We start from the raw sequence: 17,935 nt of genomic DNA on the forward strand, positions 1-17,935 counted from the left end.
CCCGCAACACCCGCAATGCCGAGAAGGAGGCCGCGTGCCCGACCTCTCCCCCAGGAACCCCGACTGGTGGCGCCAGGCCGTCATCTACCAGGTCTACCCCCGCAGCTTCGTCGACGCGGACGGCGACGGGCTCGGTGACCTCAAGGGCATCACCCAGCGGCTCGGCCACCTCGCCGCGCTCGGCGTCGACGCGCTGTGGCTGAGCCCCTTCTACCCCTCCGAACTCGCCGACGGCGGCTACGACGTCGCCGACTACCGGGATGTCGACCCGCGGCTCGGCACGCTCGACGACTTCGACGCGCTGGCCGCCGAGGCCCACCGGCTGGGCCTGAAGGTCATCGTCGACGTCGTGCCGAACCACACCTCGCACCGCCACGTGTGGTTCCAGGAGGCGCTGCGCGCCGGCCCCGGATCGGCCGCCCGCGACCGGTACGTGTTCCGTGACGGACGGGGCCCGCACGGGGAACTCCCGCCCACCGACTGGCAGTCCGTGTTCGGCGGCAGTGCCTGGCACCGGGTCCCCGACGGCCAGTGGTACCTCCACCTGTTCGCCCCCGAGCAGCCCGACCTCAACTGGGAGAACGAGGAGGTCCGCGCCGACTTCCGCACCACCCTGAGGTTCTGGTCCGACCGGGGCGTCGACGGCTTCCGCGTCGACGTCGCGCACGCCCTCGCGAAGGACCTCGGCGAGCCGCTGCGCGATCTCGGCTCGCCGGAGCTGAGCGACGAGGAGTACCTGACCGAGTTCCCGCCCGGCACCCACCCCTTCTTCGACCGCGACGAGGTCCACGAGATCTACCGCGACTGGCGCAAGATCCTCGACGCCTACTCCCCGCCCCGCATGGCCGTCGCCGAGGCCTGGGTGCCGGGTCCGCGCCGGGTGCTGTACGCCCGCCCGGACGAACTCGGCCAGGCCTTCAACTTCGAGTACCTGAAGACCCGCTGGGACGCCGACGAACTGCGGCGCGTCATCACCGGCTCGCTCGCCGACGCCCGCGCCGCGGGCGCCTCCGCCACCTGGGTGCTGTCCAACCACGACGTGGTGCGGCACGCCTCCCGGCTGATGCTGCCGCCCGGCACCGACGTCGACGCCTGGCTGCTCTCCGGCGGCCACGCCCCGGCCGTCGACCGGGACGCCGGGCTGCGCCGGGCCCGCGCCGCGACCCTGCTGATGCTGGCGCTTCCCGGGTCGTCGTACCTCTACCAGGGCGAGGAGCTCGGCCTGCCGGAGGTCGCCGACCTGCCCACCGCCGTCCTCCAGGACCCGATCTGGGAGCAGACCGGGCACGTCCGCAAGGGCCGCGACGGCTGCCGGGTGCCGCTGCCGTGGACCACCACGGGGCCGTCGTACGGCTTCGGCGCGGGCGGCGCCTGGCTGCCGCAGCCGGAGTCCTTCGCGCGCTGTGCCGTCCAGGCGCAGGACGGGGTGGAGGGCTCCACGCTGGAGCTGTACCGCAGCGCCCTGAAGCTGCGGCGCAAGCTGCTGGACGGCGAGGAGCTGACCTGGCTGGAGGACACCCCGCCGGGCGTCCTGGCGTTCTCCCGCACGGACGGCTGGCGCTGTGTGGCCAACCTGTCCGGCGCGCCCGTGCCGCTGCCCGCCGGGGAACCCCTCCTCGCCAGCACGCCCCTCCCGGAGCGCGGGGTGCTTCCCCCGGACACCACCGTCTGGCTCGGCTGACCCGGGCCGGCCCGGGGCGGGGCCCGGACCGGGCCGGCTCAGTAGCGCACGGCGCGGGCCACCTCGGCGCGCACGTCGTCGCCGAGGGTGCGGTTGCTGCGGGCGGTCGCGGAGCGCTCCTCGCCGGCGGGGACGCCGTCGACCGTGAGGACGGTGGTGTCCTGGAAGGTGCCCTTCGCGTCGGTGAAGTCGACCTGGACGGTGAAGGACTTGGCCGAGCCGGCGGTGTTGCGGACGGTGACCGCGACCGTGGTCCGGTCGCCGGTGCCGGTGGCGGGGGCGCCGAGCCGCACGTCGCCCTTCACATCGAGGCCACCGGTGATGTCGGCGAACCGCCGGTCCGCCTCCGCGGTCGCCGATGCCACGGCGTCCCCGGCGCGGGACGCGGCGGACTCGACCGCCGAGGCCGCGTCGCCGACCCGGTCGGCGGGGTTGTCCTCGCCGGTGCAGCCGGTGAGGACGAGGAGCGCGGCCGCCGCCGGTGCCGCGAGCGTGGACCAGGTCCTGCGGTGACCGGGCATGCTGCCTCCCAGGGTGCGGGTCTCCTTCCAGTGAAGGCCCGGCCGGACCGGCGCGCATGCCGGGTCACCCGGACGGAGCAGCCCGCCTGGTCGGGGCGGCGGGGCGGGCGGATGGTCGAGACACGGCACACCACCCGCCCCCGACGGAGACAGAGGTACGGCCATGACCCAGCAGCCGCACACGCCCGGGCCGCCGGTGTGGGACCCCTCCCACCAGGGCACCGGCTCCGCACGCGGGCCGGCGGGGGACTGGGCGTCGGGAGGCACCGTCTTCGCGGGCGTCCTGATGCTCGTCAACGGTCTCCTGGCGGTCCTCCAGGGCATCGCCGCGATCGCCGAGGACGACGTCTACGCCCGGCTCGGCGACTACGTGTACGAGGTGAGCCTCACCGGCTGGGGCTGGATCCTGGTGATCCTCGGCCTGGTGGCGGCGGCGACCGGCGCGGGCGTCCTCCAGGGCGCCGCCTGGGCGCGTATGGCCGGCATCCTGCTGGCCTCGCTGAGCCTGATCGCCCAGTTCCTGTTCCTGCCGTACGCGCCGCTCTGGTCGATGATCATGATCGCCATCGACTTCTTCGTCATCTGGGCCCTGGCCACGCACCACCCCAGGGCGTCGTCCCGGGCCTGACCGGCCGCACTGCGGGCAGTGCGGCCGGCCGGCGGACGGCCGTCGGCTAGTTGGTGAAGTACAGGTACTTCCAGGAGCCGTACGTCGTCGAGTTCACGCTGTCACCGGAGGAGCCGTTGACGTAGACGGACCGCATCCGGGCGCGGATCCCCGCCTCGCCGGGTGCGCCCAGGGAGACGGCGGACTTGCCGTTCATGGCCAGCGCGAAGTACTCCGAACCGGTGGAGTACCACCGGCCCTCGAAGTAGACCTGGAGGTCGAAGCGCTGCTGACGGCCCGGGTAGTACGTCATGGTCGTGGTGAGCAGCGGGTCGGTGTTCTTGCGGAACCAGTAGTACGTGGTCGAGCCGATCTTGCCGGTCCGGTAGTGCCGGGAGACGGCGGTGGAGACGCGCACCTTGGCGTAGGCGGTCGACTTCACCGTCTTCGGCAGGTACCGGGCGTCGCCCTTGAAGACGGCGCTGACGGTGGTGTCCCGCTTCATGTCGACGACCGCGGAGACGTTGCCCAGGGAGTTGACCGTGGCCGTCTTCAGCAGCTTCCTGGGCTTGTCCGCGCCGAACGGGTCCGCCCAGATCTCGACCGTGCGGTTCTTGTAGGTCTTCCCCAGGTGCGCGGTGAAGGTGACGTTCGCGTCGTACGCGTACAGCTTGCCGTTGTTGTTCAGCGTCAGCGTGGTCGCGGCGCGCGAGACGGTCACCTTGTCCGACGCGGTCACGGCCGTGTGGTCGGCGTCGCCCGCGTACGCCACCTTGTAGGTGACGGTGCCGCCGGCCGGCGGGGTGTCGGAGAAGGAGTACGTGCCGTCGGCCTTCACGGTGACCGTGGGCAGCACCTTGCCGCCCGGGCTGTCCAGGTCGACCCGGGTGACCTTCAGCCGGACGCCGGCGGGCAGCGGCACGGACGCCGAGATCCTGCCGGTCACCTGGAGCGGCTTGCCGCGGGTCGCGGTCGACGGGGCGTTGACGGTGAGGGCGGGGACGCTCTTGGCGGGGTCCGTGAGGACCTTCACCGTGTACCCGGACGCCGTCTGGACCAGGGCGAACAGCCGGGAGGAGTCCGGCGCCCAGACCAGGTCGGCGGCCCCCCAGGTGCCGACGCCCGGGTAGGTGCGCAGCGGCTTGGTGGCGTTCGGCCGGTAGACCGCCACGTTGCTGCCGGTGGCCTGGGCGACCAGTCCGGTCTCGGAGAGGTCGGCCGCGCTGCCCGCCGGGTAGGCGCCCGCCCGGCCGAAGGTGCCGTTCGCGTGGGCCAGCCGGTCGGTGCCGTTGACCAGCAGCTGCGGGGCACCGGGCACGAGGTCGACGTCGTACACGCCGTTGGTCAGGGTGTAGTTGCCGTCGTGCCAGGCGACCGGCTGGGCCGTGCCGCCGGAGACGTCGAGCACCGCCACCGAGCCGGTGGAGTCGCCGGTCTCGCCCAGTGCCAGCAGGCCGGGCGCCGACGGGTCGGCGTCCAGCAGCACCTGCCCCCACACCTTGTCCGGGAACTGGCCGAGCGTCACCGGGTCGGTGCCGCCCGCCGGGTCCACGGCCGGGTCGAGCGAGCCGATGTCGCCGTCCCATTGGTCGCCGTAGCTGAACCACACCTTGCCGCCGGCGAAGGCGAGATGGCTCGGGCCGGCGGTGACGGCCACGGCGTACCGCGCCTTCACGTCCAGGGTCGCCGGGTCCAGCGCCACGATCTCGTGGCTGTCCGGCAGGGCCGCGTACAGCGTGCTGCCGTCCTGGGAGAGCGCCAGGTCGGCGACCGCGCCGAGGCCGGTCGCCGAGTCCGTGACGGAACCGGAATAGGTGGCGGCGACGATCCGGCCGAGGCCGCTGTCACCGACGAAGACCCGCTGACGGACACCGTCCGCGACGATGCCGCCCGGGGCGGCGACGCTGACGCCGGCCGCCGAGGCGGGTGTGGCCACGGCGACGCTCAGGGCCGCCGAGCCGACGAGGACCGCGAACGCCGTCGCGGTCGAGATGCTGCGCGTACGCACAGGTGCTGTAACCCCCACAAGGAAACCCGGCGCGGGGCCGGGGAGATGAGAGCGCCGCGCAACGCCCGCGTGTCCTCTTGCCTTCGCGGGGCGCGGCTGCCAGGGGCAGCGTATGGCATGGCAGTGACAGTTGAGGAGTGGGTTTCGCTCCGTGGGCGGTGAGACGGGCGGGCCCCAGGGGGCAGGCATCCCGGCGGCACGACCGCAAGACCCCGTTCGGGGGACCCCGACTCATCCGATGCGGGCCATACGGCCCGGCGGGCGCACCACCGGCGTACGGCAACGCGTTGCCCCGGCGGACACTCTCCCGCGCGGAAGGGGCGGCGGACCGTGGCGAAGGCGTACGAGCTGCTCCTGCGGTGCGCGCGTCACCTGGTGCGCCGCCGCCGCCGGGATCCGCTGGACGCCCTGGTGGAGACGGCCCGGCGGCTGGACTACGGCGCGGGCTCCCCGGCCGCCGCCGCCGAGCCGCCGGGGCGTGCGGACGGCGAACGGTCCTGACGCGCGGCGACCCGGCTCCCCGGTGAGCGGCGATCACCGGCCAAGTCGGCGCCAACAGGCAACCCCCGCACCGGATTCACCGCTCTCACAGGGTGCTCACAGACACGGCCGGGACGCGTGGGGTGCGTCCGCAGTCGGCCGGTGTGGGCTGTCCGGTCCGATGCCGCCGACCGCGGCACTCGCAGACGAGGAACCCGATGACCAGTCAGAAGAACACCACGCGCCTCAAGCGGGGCGCACTCGCGGCGGGAGCGGCGCTCACCGTCGTCGTCGCCGGGGCCGGGGCCGCTCCCGGCGCCGGGGACGGCAAGGCGGGCACCGCCGGCAAGCCGAAGCTGAAGCTGATCGCCGCGTCGAAGTCCGTGACGCTCGACCGCTGGGAGGGCGAGCCGGGGGTCTACCTGGACCTGGGCACGTACGTCACCGTCGACGACGCGCCCCTGGAGTTCCGGGTGACCCGCAAGTCGTACAAGGACCCCGTCGTCGCCAAGCAGGTGCTGCGCAACGGCACCACGACGACGACGAAGACGCTCCCCGCCGGCCTGGTGAAGGACTTCTCGGGCCTGCCCGGCTTCCTGGAGGTGACCGTCACCGACGCGACCGGTGCCGAGGTCGCGAAGAACAAGGGCACCTTCTGCCCGAACAACGCCTCCGGCCGGCTCCGCCCGGACGCCCCGGCCACCTCGCACTACCCGGAGAGCTGCCCCACCAACCCGTTCACGCTGGGCTCGGTGTGGGGCGTGGAGAAGGGCTGGGCGTCCAACTCCAGCACGGTCGACTACGACAAGCCGGTGGACCTGCCGGCCGGTGAGTACACGGCGAAGGTGCGGGTCGCGAAGCAGTACCGCGACCTGTTCGCCATCCCGGACGACCAGCCCACCATCAAGGTGACCGTGCGGGAGGTCGGGGACGGCGGCGGCGCGGCGGCCGGCAGGTCCGCCCACGGCGCGGGCCACGGCTCCGCCCACGGCGCGGGCGGTCACGGCGCCGGTCACGGTGCCGCGGGCGCGGCCCACCACTACGGCCCGCGCGGCGCCGACGCCCCCACCCCGCCCGCCCTCTCCCACGCCCTGGAGGACCGCGGTCTCGCCCACCACCTCGGTGACGGCCCCGGCCACACCGACGGCTCCCGGATCGCCCCGGCGCTGAAGCCGAACGCCAAGCGGCCCACCGGACGCGCGGGCGTCCCGGCCGACGTGCCGAAGCCGGACCTGCGCTCGCTGCCGGCCTGGGACATCGCCATCACCGACGGCGAGGACGGCGACGTGCCGGGCAAGGACTACCTCGCCTTCAGCGCCAACGTCTGGAACGCGGGCCCCGCACCGCTCGTCGTGGACGGCTTCCGCAGCCCCGGCAAGGACCTGATGGACGCCTACCAGTACTTCTACGACGCGAACGGCAAGCAGGTCGGCTACACCCCCACCGGCACCATGGAGTGGGACCCGCGCATCGGCCACGAGCACTGGCACTTCACCGACTTCGCCAGCTACCGGCTGCTGAGCGCGGACCAGACCAAGGAGGTGCGCAGCGGCAAGGAGGCGTTCTGCCTCGCCAACACCGACGCGATCGACTACACGGTGAAGAACGCCAACTGGCACCCGTACAACACGGACCTGTCGACCGCCTGCGGCCAGCAGAACTCGATCTCCGTGCGTGAGGTGCTGGACGTCGGCTCCGGCGACACCTACACCCAGTACCGGCCCGGCCAGTCCTTCGACATCACGGACCTGCCGAACGGCACGTACTTCATCCAGGTCATCGCCAACCCGGAGAAGCGGCTGAAGGAGACCAACCTGAACAACAACGTCGCGCTCCGCAAGGTCGTCCTCGGCGGCACGCCGGGCGCCCGCACGGTGACCGTCCCGCCGCACGAGCTGATCGACGCCAAGTAGGCGACCGGGCCGCTCCCCACGGCGGGGAGCGGCCCCGTCCCGGCGCGCGGCCCCGTCCCGTCTCACGGCCGGCGCCGGCATGGTGTCCGGGCCCGGTCACGGGGCCCGCGGCCCGGGATATAAACGGTGGATGATCCACCACGTCGTACCCGCCGCGGACTGGGCCGCCGCCCCCGCGGGCCCGTACGCCCCCGGCTCCCTCGCCGAGGACGGCTTCGTCCACTGCTCCCCCGACGACCGGGTCACCCTGGCCGTCGCCGACGCGTTCTACCGCGCCGCGCCCCGTCCGCTGCTGGTCCTCGACCTCGACGAGACCCGGCTCACCGCGCCCTGCGTGTGGGAGGAGGCCGCGCCCGTCCCGCCGCCGGGCGTCCCCGCGGGCACCCGGTTCCCGCACGTGTACGGCCCGCTCGACCGGGCGGCGGTGGTCCGGGTCCGCGAGGTCGTGTGGGACGCACGGGGCCGGGCCACGGGTCTGCGGGACGCCGGCTGACGTCCCGCGCCCTCCGCTCGGCCCGGCGCCGCCTCGGTGCCGCCGCGGTCACTCGGTGACTTCGAAGTGCCTTCGTCCGCGGGTGGTCGGGGCGTCGCAGGATTCCTTGGGTCAGCAACCGCATCCCGTCCCCACCCGAGGAGACCCTCCCGTGTCCGCACTCCCACCTGCCTCGCACAGCGGCACCGCACGCATGACCGGACGGGGAGCCGAAGCGCCCGGCCGGGACGGACCCGGCCGGGCGCTTCGTGCGCGGGGTGCCGGTCAGGGGGTGACCCGGTTGCCGCCGAAGGTCACCACGAGGCGGCCGTCGGAGGCGTAGGACCAGTTCAGGGCGCCGGAGTAGGAGGCGCAGCGGGAGCCGTTGGTGCCGGACCAGAACTGGTTGGTGGAGTCGGCGTTGCCGATGATCCGGTCGTTGGTGCCGCTGCCGCTGCGGCAGGACGTGTTGCCGCGGAACACCGAGGTGCCGGCGTCGAAGTTGAAGTTGCGCTGGGCGTTGTCGACGCTGACGTTGTCCGAGACGGTCATCGAGCCCGGGTTGCTGTTGTACGTGAACCCGTGCTTGCCGTTGTCGTAGGCGATGCTGCGGCGGACGACGTGGTTGACGGGGATGTCCTCGCCGCCGAGCTTGTAGCCGTTGCGGTCGCCGGCGCCGGCCTGGGAGCCGTCGCTGAGGGTGCCGTTCTCGTAGGCGAGCGAGTCCTCGATGGTGACCGCGCCGATGGGCCCGGTGTCGGACTTGGTGTACAGGTCCCAGCCGTCGTCGATGTTGTTGTGGGCGACGGCGTACCGGAAGACGTTGCCGGGGCCGGAGGTCAGCTTGGCGGCGAAGCCGTCGGCGTCCTCGCCGTCGGAGTCGGCGTTGTCGTGGGACTCCGCGCTGAGGATGAGGTTGTTCGACGGCCACTGCGAGGCGGGGGTCGTCGAGGCCATGCGGGAGAGCTGGAGGCCGGTGTCGCGGTTGTAGCGGGTGACCGTGCGCTCCACGACGTTGTTGCTGCCGCCGATGAAGATGCCGTTGTCGCCCGCCCGCTGGACGGTGAGGCCGTGGACGTGCCAGTAGGAGCCGTTCAGCGCGAGTCCGCGGTTGGCCGGGTCCTCCGGCTGCGCCGAGAAGTCGAGCACCGGCCGCTCGCCGGGGTACGCCGTCAGCCTGGTGCGGGCGCTCGCCGTGCCGTTGTTCGTCGGCGGGATCGTGACGGTCTGCGCGTAGGAGTACGTGCCGCCGCGCACGTAGATCGTGCCGCCGGGGGTGATCCGGCTGATCGCCGAGGTGAGGGTGGTGGGCGAGGTCTGCGTGCCGGCCGCGCCGTCCGTGCCGTTCGGGGCGACGTAGAGGACGCTGCCCGTGGTCGGGGGCGGGGTGGTGTCGCCGGCCGTCTCGACCTCGAGGTAGTCGATGTTCGGCAGGCCGCCCGAGGTGGTCGGGGTGAGGCGGATGGTGTTGCTCCCCGCCGCCAGGGACACCGTGAGGGTCTTCGTCGACCAGGTGCTCCAGGCGCCGGTGCCCTCGAAGGACGGTGATCCGGCGGCGGTGCCGTTCACGGTGAGGGTGGCGGGGCGGGCGGTCGTCGTCCCGTTGGCGAAGCGGATCCGCAGGGTGGCGGTGCCGGCGGCCGGGGCGGACGCCGTGAACTGGACGTACGCGCCGGTGGCGTTGGTGGCGTTGCAGAAGCCGGAGCCGGAGTAGCCGGACCACTCGGACTCGATGGCGCCGGTGCAGACCGCGGGGGAGGTCTCCGCCTCGTAGCGGGCGGTGGCGGCCTGGGCCGTGGTGCCGGACAGCGCGACGAGGGTGCCGGCCAGCAGGCCCGCGGACGCGATGACGGGGAGGACCGGCCTCGGGGCTCGTCTCTGGTGCATCGGTTCGTCTCCAGGTGGTTGTCGGCGACCTGCGGCGGGGGATGTCGAGCGGGGACGTTCCAGAGCGTGAACAGGGCGCGCGTGCGGGTGCCGCCGTGGGCCGTGATTCGGCTGTTCCTCGGGACGGTAAGGGCTTGCTATGGACGCGTCAATACGTCTCCTTGTGATTCTGATTCATGTACATGAATGCCCACCCCTGTCGAGCGTGGGCGGTCGGCGGCCGGGCGCCACCCGTCGGACGGGGCTGGACGGATACCCCTAGGGGGTATAGATTGTCACTCGTCGGGGCGGAGCGGGACGCACGCCCCGCCGGACGGGACATGGGGAGAACGTCATGGATCACGCCGCTCACCACCACGAGCACCAGCACCACGCGGGCCACCACCAGCACGGCCACGGCCCGGCGTCCTGGAGCATGGCCGCCAAGGCGACCCTGCACTGCCTCACCGGCTGCGCCATCGGCGAGATCCTCGGCATGGTCATCGGCACCTGGCTGAGGTGGGGCAACGCCCAGACCATGGCCCTCGCGATCGGCCTGGCCTTCCTCTTCGGCTACTCGTTCACCCTGTTCGCCGTCCGGCGGGCCGGACTCGACCTCAAGAGCGCCGTGAAGGTGGCCCTCGCCGCCGACACCGTCTCGATCGCGGTGATGGAGCTGGTCGACAACACGATCATCGCCCTCACGCCCGGAGCGATGGACGCCCACCTCACCGAGGCCCTCTTCTGGTACGCCCTCCTCGGCGGCTTCGCCGTCGCCTTCCTGCTCACCACCCCGGTCAACAAGTGGATGATCGGCCGCGGCAAGGGCCACGCGGTGGTCCACGCCTACCACTGACCCGCCCCGCCCCCGGCCCCCGGCCCGCTCCGAGCGGCGCAACGGGGGCCGCGGCGTGCCCGGCCGGCCGGCCGGGCGTTCCCTCGGCACGGCGAAGCCCGAAGCGCCGTGCGCCTGGGGCGGGTCCGGCGTGGGGATCAGACGGTCAGGGTCGGGTTCTCCGCGTCCGACGCCTCCCGCGGGGAGGGCCGGCCGGCCCGGCGGGCACGACCGCGCCGCACGGACAGCAGTGCCCCGCAGCTCACCACCGCCGGCCACAGCAGGTAGGGGCCCGACAGGGCCAGCAGGAGCAGGACCGCGGCCAGGGCCGCCCAGGCCGATGCGCGGCCCGCGCTGCGGCGGGGGAGGAGGCGTATCGCGGCGGCCACGCCGATCGCGTAGACGACGACGAAGGAGCCGGAGGACAGCATCACGGCGGGCACCGCGCCGGTGCCCGTCGCGGTCACGGTGAGCAGGGCCAGGCCGGCGAGGGCGGAGACGAAGAACAGGCTGCGGCGCGGTGTCTCGCCGGCGGTGCTGCCCTGGGCGAACCAGGCGGGCAGGACGCCGTCGCGGCCGAGGGCGGCGCCGAGCTTGGCGGCGCCGGCGTAGTAGGCGTTCATGGTGCCGAGGGTGAGCAGGACGGCGGCGAGGGCCGCGAGCGGGCGGGCGCCGCCGCCCAGACCGAGGGCCATCAGGTCGCCGAGGGGGGCGTCGGAGCCGGCCGCGGCGGGGCCGAGTACGGCCACGACCGCGAAGGCGACCGCGAGGTAGAGGACGCCGACGATCACGACGGCCGCGCCGGTGGCCCGCGCCAGGTCCCGCGCGGGCCTGCGGAACTCGCCCGCGAGGTGGGTGACCGCCTCCCACCCGGCGAAGCTGAACACGAGCAGCGCCGCCGCCGGGCCGACCGCCGTCCAGCCGTGCGGGGCGAACGGCCGCAGGTGCTCCGCTCGGGCGTGCGGCAGGGAGAGCAGGACCGCGGTGGTCAGCAGCGCGAGCAGCAGCAGGAACAGCAGGAACTGGGCGCGTCCCGTCATCCGCAGTCCCACCGAGTTGACCAGCGTGACGGTGAGCATGAGCCCGGCGGCGGTGACCGTGGTGGTGGCCGTGCCGCCGCCCAGGGCGGACGAGACGTACGAGGCGCCGAACAGCGCGGCGGCCACCGCGCCCGGCGGGATGGCGAAGTAGAAGCACCAGCCGGCCACGGCGGCGGCCCGCTCGCCGAACGCCAGCCGGGCGTACGTCGACACGCCGCCGGCGTCGGGGTGGCGCGCGCCGAGCGCGGCGAAGGCCGCCGCGAGCGGTGCGGACAGCACGGCGAGCCCGAGCCAGGCCAGCAGCGAGGCCGGTCCGGCGACCTCGGCGGCGAGCGCGGGCAGGGCGATGACACCGGTGCCGAGCACGGCGCCGACGTACAGGGCGGTGCCGTGGGCGGCGGTGAGCCGCCCCCCGGCGGTGTTCTCGTCAGACATGCCGTCGAGCCTCGCGGCCGGGGCGCCCCACCGGCCAGTGGCAGAAACGACCCACTGCGCTAAATTCCCGTCAGGACGACCGTCAGGAGGCCACTGTGACGACGACCGACGGAACGACGACCGACGGAACGACGACCGACGGAACGACGACCGCCGGGGCGACGACCGCCGGAACGACGACCGCCGGGGCGACCGCCGTGACGGCGCCCACCGCGCGGCCGGACCGGCACGTCGTGGCGGTGGCGGTCACCGACAACGCCCCCACCTTCGAACTCGCCGTGCCCTGCGAGGTGTTCGGCCTCGACCGCAGCGACATCAGCGACCCCTGGTACGACTTGCGCCTGTGTGCCGCCGAGCCGGGCGTCCTGCGCACCACCGCCGGGTTCACCCTGCACACCCCGTACGGCCTGGACGACCTGGTGGAGGCGGACACGGTGGTGGTCGCCGCGGTCGAGCGGCGGGTGCAGACCGATCCGCCGGAACCGCTGCTGGACGCGCTGCGCACCGCCCACGCGCGAGGGCGCCGGATCGTCTCCCTGTGCAGCGGCGCGTACGTCCTGGCCGCCGCGGGCCTGCTGGCCGGACGCCGCGCGACCACCCACTGGATGAGCGCCGCCGACTTCGCCCACCGCTTCCCGGACGTCACCTACGAGCCGACCGCCCTCTACGTCCAGGACGGCAGCGTCTTCACCTCGGCCGGCACGGGCGCCGTGATCGACCTGTGCCTCCATCTGGTGCGCCACGACCGCGGCTCGGCGGTCGCCAACGAGGTGGCCCGCCGGATGGTGGTGCCCCCGCACCGCGAGGGCGGCCAGAGCCAGTACGCCAAGCCCCTCGTCCGCGCGCCCCGCGACCGCCGCGACACCGGTCTGGCCCCGGTCCTGGACTGGGCCAGGGAGCGCCTGCACGAGCCGCTGACCGTGGCCGTGCTGGCCCGCCGGGCCCACCTCGGCGAACGCACCTTCGCCCGCCGCTTCCGCGAGGCCCTCGGCACCACCCCGCTGCAGTGGATCCTCCAGGAGCGGGTCCGCCTGGCGCAGGAACTGCTGGAGACCACCGACGACCCCGTGGAGTCCGTGGCCCGCCGCACCGGCTTCGGTACGGCGGCCAACCTCCGCCACCACTTCGCCCGGCTCACCACGGTCTCGCCGCAGTCGTACCGGCAGGTGTTCCGGGGCGGCGCCGCGCAGCGGTCGCCCCTCGCACCGGCTCGGACCGCCGGATGAGCCGCCCGCCGAACGGCCCTCTCAGCCGGGGGAGTTCACCGCGTGCGGTGCCGGGGCACGGACTTGCGGGGCGCCCGCGTCAGGGTGATCTGCCGGACGGCCTGCTGGAAGCAGGCGAGGGAGGCGAGCCCGGGAAGGGCGGCGGTGGTGATGTCGAGCAAGGTCCGGGGGGCCTGGAGGACGCACAGGAGGATCGTCACCGACGAGAACAGCAGGACGGTGCACCAGGAGTGCAGGGCGCGCCGCTGATGGAGCGCGGCCCGCAGCACGGAGAGCGACGCGACCAGCCAGGGGCCGTACAGCAGCAGGGGCCACCACGGGACGATGTCGCTCGGCACCCGGGTCGCGGCCACCACCTGCAGCGGGCCGGAGGCGACCAGGCCGCTGAAGAAGCTCACCGCGGAGGCGATGGCCGCCGCCAGTGCCGCGACGAGACAGCTCGTGGTCTGCAGCGCGCCGGGGCGCGCGCGCTCGGGGATGCGGCGGTGGCCGCCGGGGGCACGCTTGAGCGGCGGCAGCCCGGTGGTGACCTCCGGGAAACCGGCCATCGTCGTGCCGTCGGCCGGCGCGTGGAACGAGTCCTCGTCGCGGGGCGGAGGAAGGTGCGGGTGCTCCTCCTCCATGGCCTCCTGGAGCATCCAGGCCAGTTCCTCGGCCGGGTCCCAGGCGGCATCCGGCGGCACCAGGGGTTGCGACAGATTTCCTTGGTCGTACATGACGCGGCCTGACTGCTCCGATCCCGGAAAGATCATCGGCTCTCGGACGTGATCCACCGCTGGGCCAGATCGGCTTCCAGCGTGCTCAGCAGATCAACGAATTCCCGCAGAAGTGGCTCCGTGGCCTGCGCCCTGGCCGGAAAATCACTCGCGGTCACGACCGGGCGCTGCACGAGGAGGCGACAGCGTCCTTCCCTGGTTGCCGGTGCATTGTTCATATCCCCCCTAACGTCGCCGGACTCCGGCGGGTGCGCGGCAAATGAGTGAACGGGCGCCTCGATAAACACTTAATAACGGGGCCGTTCAGGTCGAAATATCGCTGTCGGATTATTACGGAACACCCAGTTCGAAGAGCGCGTATCCCGCATACGAACCGGAGGCCAGCGCGGCCGGACCGAGCAGCCACAGCAACTGGGGCAGGGTGAGGCGGCGCAGGGCGGCGGCGAGCGGGAGGAGCAGCGGGAAGGCCGGCAGCAGATAGCGGGAGACGTTGGCGAAGATCTGCTGGCTGCCCAGGACGAGCGCGAGGGTGAGCACCGTGTAGACGACCAGGACGGCCGGCGGGCGCTCCCGGACGAGCAACGGCAGCAGGGCGAGGGCCAGCAGGACGACGCCGGTGGCGATCAGGTCGGCGAAGGGGAACGCGGACAGGTAGTCGAAGTGGCCCACCGGGACGGAGGTCAGCACGTCCAGGGTGTGCCGGCCGTAGTCGAAGGTGTGGGCCCAGGCACCGCGCTGGAGCGCGAAGTACCCGCCGTAGTCGCCCATTTCACGACCCACCCAGCCCAGGTAGCCGAGCAGGCCCAGCGGCGCGACCGCGAGTGCGGCCAGGGGCCGCAGCGGGCGCTCGCGGCGCTCGCGGAGCGCTAGCAGCGCGGCCACGGCGAGGGCCGCGACCAGGGCGACGGCGGTGGGGCGGTTGAGCCCGGCGGCGCAGGTGAGGGCGCCGGCGGTGAGCCAGCGCCCGTTCATGACGGCGTGACAGGCCCAGACGGCGAGGGCGACGAAGAGCGAGTCGGAGTAGACCGCCCACTCCACCCCCGACCCCGGCCACACCGCCCACAGTCCGGCCGCCGCCAGCCCCGCCCGGTGACCGGCCAGCCGGGCGACGACGGCGTGGATGCCGAGGGCGGCGGCGAAGGAGGCGACGACCGAGACCAGCAGCCCGGACCCGAACAGCCCGAGCCCGGTCGTCTCGGAGACCAGCCGCATCAGCGCCGGGTAGAGCGGGAAGAACGCCGCCGAGTTCCCCTCCAGGGTGATCAGGCCGGTGGCGCCCGGAATCGGCACCAGCGCGGGGTCGTAGCCGTGCGCGGCGATCTGCTGGTACCACCAGCCGTCCCAGGTGGCCAGGACGTCCCAGGGGTGCGCGCCGCCGCCGAAACGCGGGTGCTTGGCGCGGAAGTCCCCGGCGAAGTGCAGCAGCGACAGGAAGACGGCGAAGCCGGCCAGTTTCAGCCCGCCGTACAGGGCGAGCACGGGACCGTGCCGCCGGGCCGCCCGCCGCAGCCACCGCCCGGCGGGCGAGGCACCGGGCGGGGTGGTGCGGGGGAGCGCGGGCGAGGGGGCCGGGCGGTCGCTTGCCGGGGCGGTGGTCACGAGTCGGCGCCTTCCGCCGTACGGCGGTCCGGGCGGGCCCCGAAGACCCAGCCCCGCAGGAGCAGGAACCGCAGCAGGGTCGCGGACAGAGCGGCGGCGACGATCACGGCCGCTTCGGTGGCGGGCGCGGCGCCGGGGGCCGTGCGGTGCAGCGCGGCGAGCGATCCCGAGGTGAGGGCCAGGCACAGCACGAAGACCGCCAGGCCCCTGACCTGGTGGCGCAGCGCACCGCCCCGGCCGCGCAGCCCGAAGGTGAGCCGCCGGTTCGCCGCCGTGTTGGCGATCGCGCAGACCAGCAGCGCCAGCGCGTTGGCGGCCTGCGCGCCGGTCGCCGGACGCAGCGCGGCGTACAGCAGCAGATGCCCCAGCGTGCTCACCGCGCCCACGGCCGCGAACCGCCACACCTGGCCCGCCGGGCCGTGCGGCGGGGCGCCGCCCTGCGGGTGCAGCTCGGCGGGCCGGAGTGTGCCGCGGGCCAGCGCGCGGCCGAGCCGGGCGATGCCGCGCAGATCGGCCAGCGCGGTGGCGAGGACGTCGACCCGGCTGTCGGGGTCGTCCACCCAGTCCACCGGCACCTCGTGGATGCGCAGCCCGGCCCGCTCGGCGATCACCAGCAGCTCGGTGTCGAAGAACCACCCCGAGTCCTCCACCAGCGGCAGCAGCCGCTCGGCGGCCTCGCGCCGTACCGCCTTGAATCCGCACTGCGCGTCGGAGAAGCCGACGGCGAGCGTGGAGCGCAGCAGGGCGTTGTAGCAGCGGGAGACGAACTCCCGGCGGGGGCCGCGCACCACCCGCGCCCCGGGCGCCAGCCGGGTGCCGATCGCGATGTCGGAGTGCCCCGAGATCAGCGGGGCGACGAGCGGCAGCAGTGCCGCCAGTCCGGTGGACAGGTCCACGTCCATGTACGCCAGCACCGGCGCGCGGGAGCGCGACCAGGCGGCGCGCAGGGCCCGGCCGCGGCCCTTCTCGGCCAGCCGCAGCCACTCCACCTCAGGCAGTTCGGCGGCCAGCCGGGCGGCTATGCGCGGGGTCAGGTCGGTGCTGGCGTTGTCGACGACGGTGATCCGGAACGGGTACGGGAACGTCGCGCGCAGGTGCGCGTGCAGCCGCCGCACGCTCGGCTCCAGGTCCCCCTCCTCGTCGAACACGGGCACCGCGACATCGAGCACCGGCTCGGCACGGTGGGCGGGGACGGCACGGTGCGTGGGGACGGCACGGTGCGCGGGGACGGGGACCGGGGCGGGCGCGTGGCGCGGGTCGTGGAGGAGGACCGGGCTGTGTTTTCGCATGATCTGTCCTTGTTCGTTCCCTGGAGCAGGGCAGGGGGAGGCGCGGCGGGGCCCGGGGTCCGGGCGGCACCGCCGAAGGCCGGACGGGATTCAGGGGGTGGGGGACGGCTCGTCGTCCGGGAACTGCGACCGCGTGGCGGAGCCCGCCGGGCCGGAGGCGGTGGACGTCGGCGTCGGCCCCCCGCTCCCGACCGCGGCCCCGTCGCCGTACGTGGCCGGCGGCGACGAGGTGACGGGGGGCGGAGGCGCCGTGGTCCCCGCGGTGCTGCCGGTGTCCGCGGTGCTGCCGGGGTCGCCGGTGCCGGTGGCGACCGGCGGGGAGGTGGTGGCGGACGAGCGGCCGGACGGTGAGGTGGGCGCCTCGGGGGGCGGGCTGGTCGCCGGCGGCGAGGCCGGGGGGCTGTCGCTCGACATGGGCTGCGGGCGGGGCGCGCTGGGCTCGGTCCGGGTGGCCGGGTCCGGGAGCAGGAACAGGCCGAGCCCCAGGCCGGCGACCGCGAGGACCGAGCCGACGGCCTTCTGCGCCGCGCGCGCCCGGCGGCGGGCGCGCACTCCCTCCCGCAGGCGCTCGTGGTGCCGCGGCTCGAAAGGGGTGTGCTCCTCGGCGCCGCGCATCATGTGCGCGAGCTGCCGTTCGAAGTGATCCATGGCCTCTCCTTCACCCCACCGGCTCGATGACATCGGTCAGCAGCTGCCGCAGCCGCGCCACCCCGCGCGCGGTGTGGGAGCGGGCCGTACCCAGCGGGCAGCCCAGTGCCTCCGCCACCTGGCGCTCGGGCAGGTCCTGGTAGTAGCGGAGCACCACCGCCGCCCGCTGCTTGGCCGAGAGGCGCCCGAGGGCGGCCTCCAGCCTCGACCGTTCGGCCACGGCCGCGGACACATCACCCCCCGCCGCGCTCTCGGGCAACTGCTCGACCGGCCGCTCGCCCCACCACCGCCGCCGCGCCGAGCGTGCCGCCGCGCGCGCCATGACCGTGCGGACGTAGGCCTCGGGCGCCTCCTCGGCGACCTTCGGCCAGACGAACCAGAGCTTGACGAGGGACTCCTGCACCAGGTCCTCGGCCCGATGCCGGTCGCCGCCGGTGAGCAGCCGGGCGAGATGGAGCAACGCCGACCAGCGGGCCGCCACGAACTCGTCGAACTCACCGGCCCGAGCTTGATCCATGCGCACTGTCCCGCTCCCGCCGTTGCCTACGTGAGGAGAAAGACGGTGGGGAGGGTCCCGCTATGCACCGGCGGCATGTGAT

The 17,935-nt window shown here is 74.0% G+C and carries 16 protein-coding genes; 7 read left to right on the forward strand and 9 right to left on the reverse strand.

Going from position 1 to position 17,935, the window contains the following annotated elements:
• The first annotated feature begins 34 nt into the window (after positions 1 to 34).
• The gene (locus SGLAU_RS17570; RefSeq protein WP_043502629.1) at positions 35 to 1,681 is read left to right on the forward strand and encodes a glycoside hydrolase family 13 protein; all 1,647 of its coding nucleotides are present in this window, start codon (positions 35 to 37) and stop codon (positions 1,679 to 1,681) included.
• Between the two features lie 38 nt (positions 1,682 to 1,719).
• Here the strand turns inward: SGLAU_RS17570 and SGLAU_RS17575 are convergent, their stop codons facing one another.
• Positions 1,720 to 2,202: a hypothetical protein gene (locus SGLAU_RS17575; protein ID WP_043502632.1), complete on the reverse strand. Its 483-nt coding sequence runs from the start codon at positions 2,200 to 2,202 to the stop codon at positions 1,720 to 1,722.
• Between the two features lie 163 nt (positions 2,203 to 2,365).
• Between SGLAU_RS17575 and SGLAU_RS17580 the strand changes: the two genes are divergently transcribed.
• A complete protein-coding gene (locus SGLAU_RS17580; RefSeq protein ID WP_043502636.1) occupies positions 2,366 to 2,830 on the forward strand; it encodes a hypothetical protein in 465 nt (154 codons plus the stop codon).
• A 46-nt stretch (positions 2,831 to 2,876) separates the two neighbouring features.
• Here SGLAU_RS17580 and SGLAU_RS17585 read toward each other — a convergent pair whose 3' ends face one another.
• A complete protein-coding gene (locus SGLAU_RS17585) occupies positions 2,877 to 4,817 on the reverse strand; it encodes a YncE family protein (RefSeq protein ID WP_043502639.1) in 1,941 nt (646 codons plus the stop codon).
• A 330-nt stretch (positions 4,818 to 5,147) separates the two neighbouring features.
• On the opposite strand from SGLAU_RS17585, the gene SGLAU_RS35260 reads away from it, so the two are divergent.
• From SGLAU_RS35260 to SGLAU_RS17595, 3 genes are all read left to right on the forward strand, one after another.
• Positions 5,148 to 5,318, forward strand: coding sequence for a hypothetical protein (locus tag SGLAU_RS35260; RefSeq protein ID WP_159072786.1), 171 nt, complete (start codon positions 5,148 to 5,150; stop codon positions 5,316 to 5,318).
• A gap of 197 nt (positions 5,319 to 5,515) precedes the next feature.
• Complete coding sequence (locus SGLAU_RS17590; protein ID WP_043502640.1) at positions 5,516 to 7,210, forward strand: lysyl oxidase family protein; 1,695 nt, start codon at positions 5,516 to 5,518, stop codon at positions 7,208 to 7,210.
• A gap of 130 nt (positions 7,211 to 7,340) precedes the next feature.
• A complete protein-coding gene (locus SGLAU_RS17595; protein WP_043502641.1) occupies positions 7,341 to 7,703 on the forward strand; it encodes a DUF952 domain-containing protein in 363 nt (120 codons plus the stop codon).
• Positions 7,704 to 7,967: 264 nt separating this feature from the next.
• On the opposite strand, the gene SGLAU_RS17600 is transcribed toward SGLAU_RS17595, so the two are convergent.
• Positions 7,968 to 9,569, reverse strand: coding sequence for a carbohydrate-binding protein (locus SGLAU_RS17600; protein WP_043502643.1), 1,602 nt, complete (start codon positions 9,567 to 9,569; stop codon positions 7,968 to 7,970).
• A 334-nt stretch (positions 9,570 to 9,903) separates the two neighbouring features.
• Here SGLAU_RS17600 and SGLAU_RS17605 point away from each other — a divergent pair, with 334 nt between their 5' ends.
• Complete coding sequence (locus SGLAU_RS17605; RefSeq protein ID WP_043502645.1) at positions 9,904 to 10,404, forward strand: DUF4396 domain-containing protein; 501 nt, start codon at positions 9,904 to 9,906, stop codon at positions 10,402 to 10,404.
• A 137-nt stretch (positions 10,405 to 10,541) separates the two neighbouring features.
• Here the strand turns inward: SGLAU_RS17605 and SGLAU_RS17610 are convergent, their stop codons facing one another.
• Positions 10,542 to 11,858, reverse strand: coding sequence for an APC family permease (locus SGLAU_RS17610; protein WP_052413802.1), 1,317 nt, complete (start codon positions 11,856 to 11,858; stop codon positions 10,542 to 10,544).
• A gap of 197 nt (positions 11,859 to 12,055) precedes the next feature.
• On the opposite strand from SGLAU_RS17610, the gene SGLAU_RS17615 reads away from it, so the two are divergent.
• The gene (locus SGLAU_RS17615) at positions 12,056 to 13,084 is read left to right on the forward strand and encodes a helix-turn-helix domain-containing protein (protein WP_052413803.1); all 1,029 of its coding nucleotides are present in this window, start codon (positions 12,056 to 12,058) and stop codon (positions 13,082 to 13,084) included.
• A 35-nt stretch (positions 13,085 to 13,119) separates the two neighbouring features.
• Here SGLAU_RS17615 and SGLAU_RS17620 read toward each other — a convergent pair whose 3' ends face one another.
• The 5 genes from SGLAU_RS17620 to SGLAU_RS17640 all read right to left on the reverse strand — a co-directional run bounded on the left by SGLAU_RS17620 (position 13,120) and on the right by SGLAU_RS17640 (position 17,853).
• Positions 13,120 to 13,800, reverse strand: a complete 681-nt coding sequence (locus tag SGLAU_RS17620) for a DUF2637 domain-containing protein (protein WP_244315228.1) — start codon at positions 13,798 to 13,800, stop codon at positions 13,120 to 13,122.
• A gap of 330 nt (positions 13,801 to 14,130) precedes the next feature.
• Positions 14,131 to 15,399 carry a glycosyltransferase family 39 protein gene (locus SGLAU_RS17625; protein ID WP_052413805.1) on the reverse strand — a complete coding sequence of 423 codons (1,269 nt, stop codon included), beginning with the start codon at positions 15,397 to 15,399 and terminating at the stop codon, positions 14,131 to 14,133.
• Positions 15,396 to 16,688: a bifunctional glycosyltransferase family 2/GtrA family protein gene (locus SGLAU_RS17630; protein WP_078957760.1), complete on the reverse strand. Its 1,293-nt coding sequence runs from the start codon at positions 16,686 to 16,688 to the stop codon at positions 15,396 to 15,398. Before SGLAU_RS17630 ends, SGLAU_RS17625 begins: the two co-directional genes overlap by 4 nt.
• Positions 16,689 to 16,778: 90 nt before the next feature.
• On the reverse strand, positions 16,779 to 17,336 hold the full coding sequence (locus SGLAU_RS17635; protein ID WP_099052826.1) for a hypothetical protein: 558 nt from the start codon (positions 17,334 to 17,336) through the stop codon (positions 16,779 to 16,781).
• A gap of 10 nt (positions 17,337 to 17,346) precedes the next feature.
• On the reverse strand, positions 17,347 to 17,853 hold the full coding sequence (locus SGLAU_RS17640) for a SigE family RNA polymerase sigma factor (RefSeq protein WP_043502647.1): 507 nt from the start codon (positions 17,851 to 17,853) through the stop codon (positions 17,347 to 17,349).
• Positions 17,854 to 17,935: the final 82 nt, after the last annotated feature.

The sequence above is a fragment of the Streptomyces glaucescens genome, from assembly GCF_000761215.1.
In the GTDB taxonomy this organism is placed as follows: domain Bacteria; phylum Actinomycetota; class Actinomycetes; order Streptomycetales; family Streptomycetaceae; genus Streptomyces; species Streptomyces glaucescens_B.

What these genes read in the sequence shown, in the direction of transcription:
- SGLAU_RS17580 (WP_043502636.1), top strand. Translation starts at nt 2,366, where the DNA reads ATGACCCAGCAGCCGCACACGCCCGGGCCGCCGGTGTGGGACCCCTCC.
- SGLAU_RS17635 (WP_099052826.1), bottom strand. Translation starts at nt 17,336, where the DNA reads ATGGATCACTTCGAACGGCAGCTCGCGCACATGATGCGCGGCGCCGAG.
- SGLAU_RS17605 (WP_043502645.1), top strand. Translation starts at nt 9,904, where the DNA reads ATGGATCACGCCGCTCACCACCACGAGCACCAGCACCACGCGGGCCAC.
- SGLAU_RS17590 (WP_043502640.1), top strand. Translation starts at nt 5,516, where the DNA reads ATGACCAGTCAGAAGAACACCACGCGCCTCAAGCGGGGCGCACTCGCG.
- SGLAU_RS17640 (WP_043502647.1), bottom strand. Translation starts at nt 17,853, where the DNA reads ATGGATCAAGCTCGGGCCGGTGAGTTCGACGAGTTCGTGGCGGCCCGC.
- SGLAU_RS17595 (WP_043502641.1), top strand. Translation starts at nt 7,341, where the DNA reads ATGATCCACCACGTCGTACCCGCCGCGGACTGGGCCGCCGCCCCCGCG.
- SGLAU_RS17620 (WP_244315228.1), bottom strand. Translation starts at nt 13,800, where the DNA reads ATGTACGACCAAGGAAATCTGTCGCAACCCCTGGTGCCGCCGGATGCC.
- SGLAU_RS17575 (WP_043502632.1), bottom strand. Translation starts at nt 2,202, where the DNA reads ATGCCCGGTCACCGCAGGACCTGGTCCACGCTCGCGGCACCGGCGGCG.
- SGLAU_RS17610 (WP_052413802.1), bottom strand. Translation starts at nt 11,858, where the DNA reads ATGTCTGACGAGAACACCGCCGGGGGGCGGCTCACCGCCGCCCACGGC.
- SGLAU_RS17600 (WP_043502643.1), bottom strand. Translation starts at nt 9,569, where the DNA reads ATGCACCAGAGACGAGCCCCGAGGCCGGTCCTCCCCGTCATCGCGTCC.
- SGLAU_RS17630 (WP_078957760.1), bottom strand. Translation starts at nt 16,688, where the DNA reads ATGCGAAAACACAGCCCGGTCCTCCTCCACGACCCGCGCCACGCGCCC.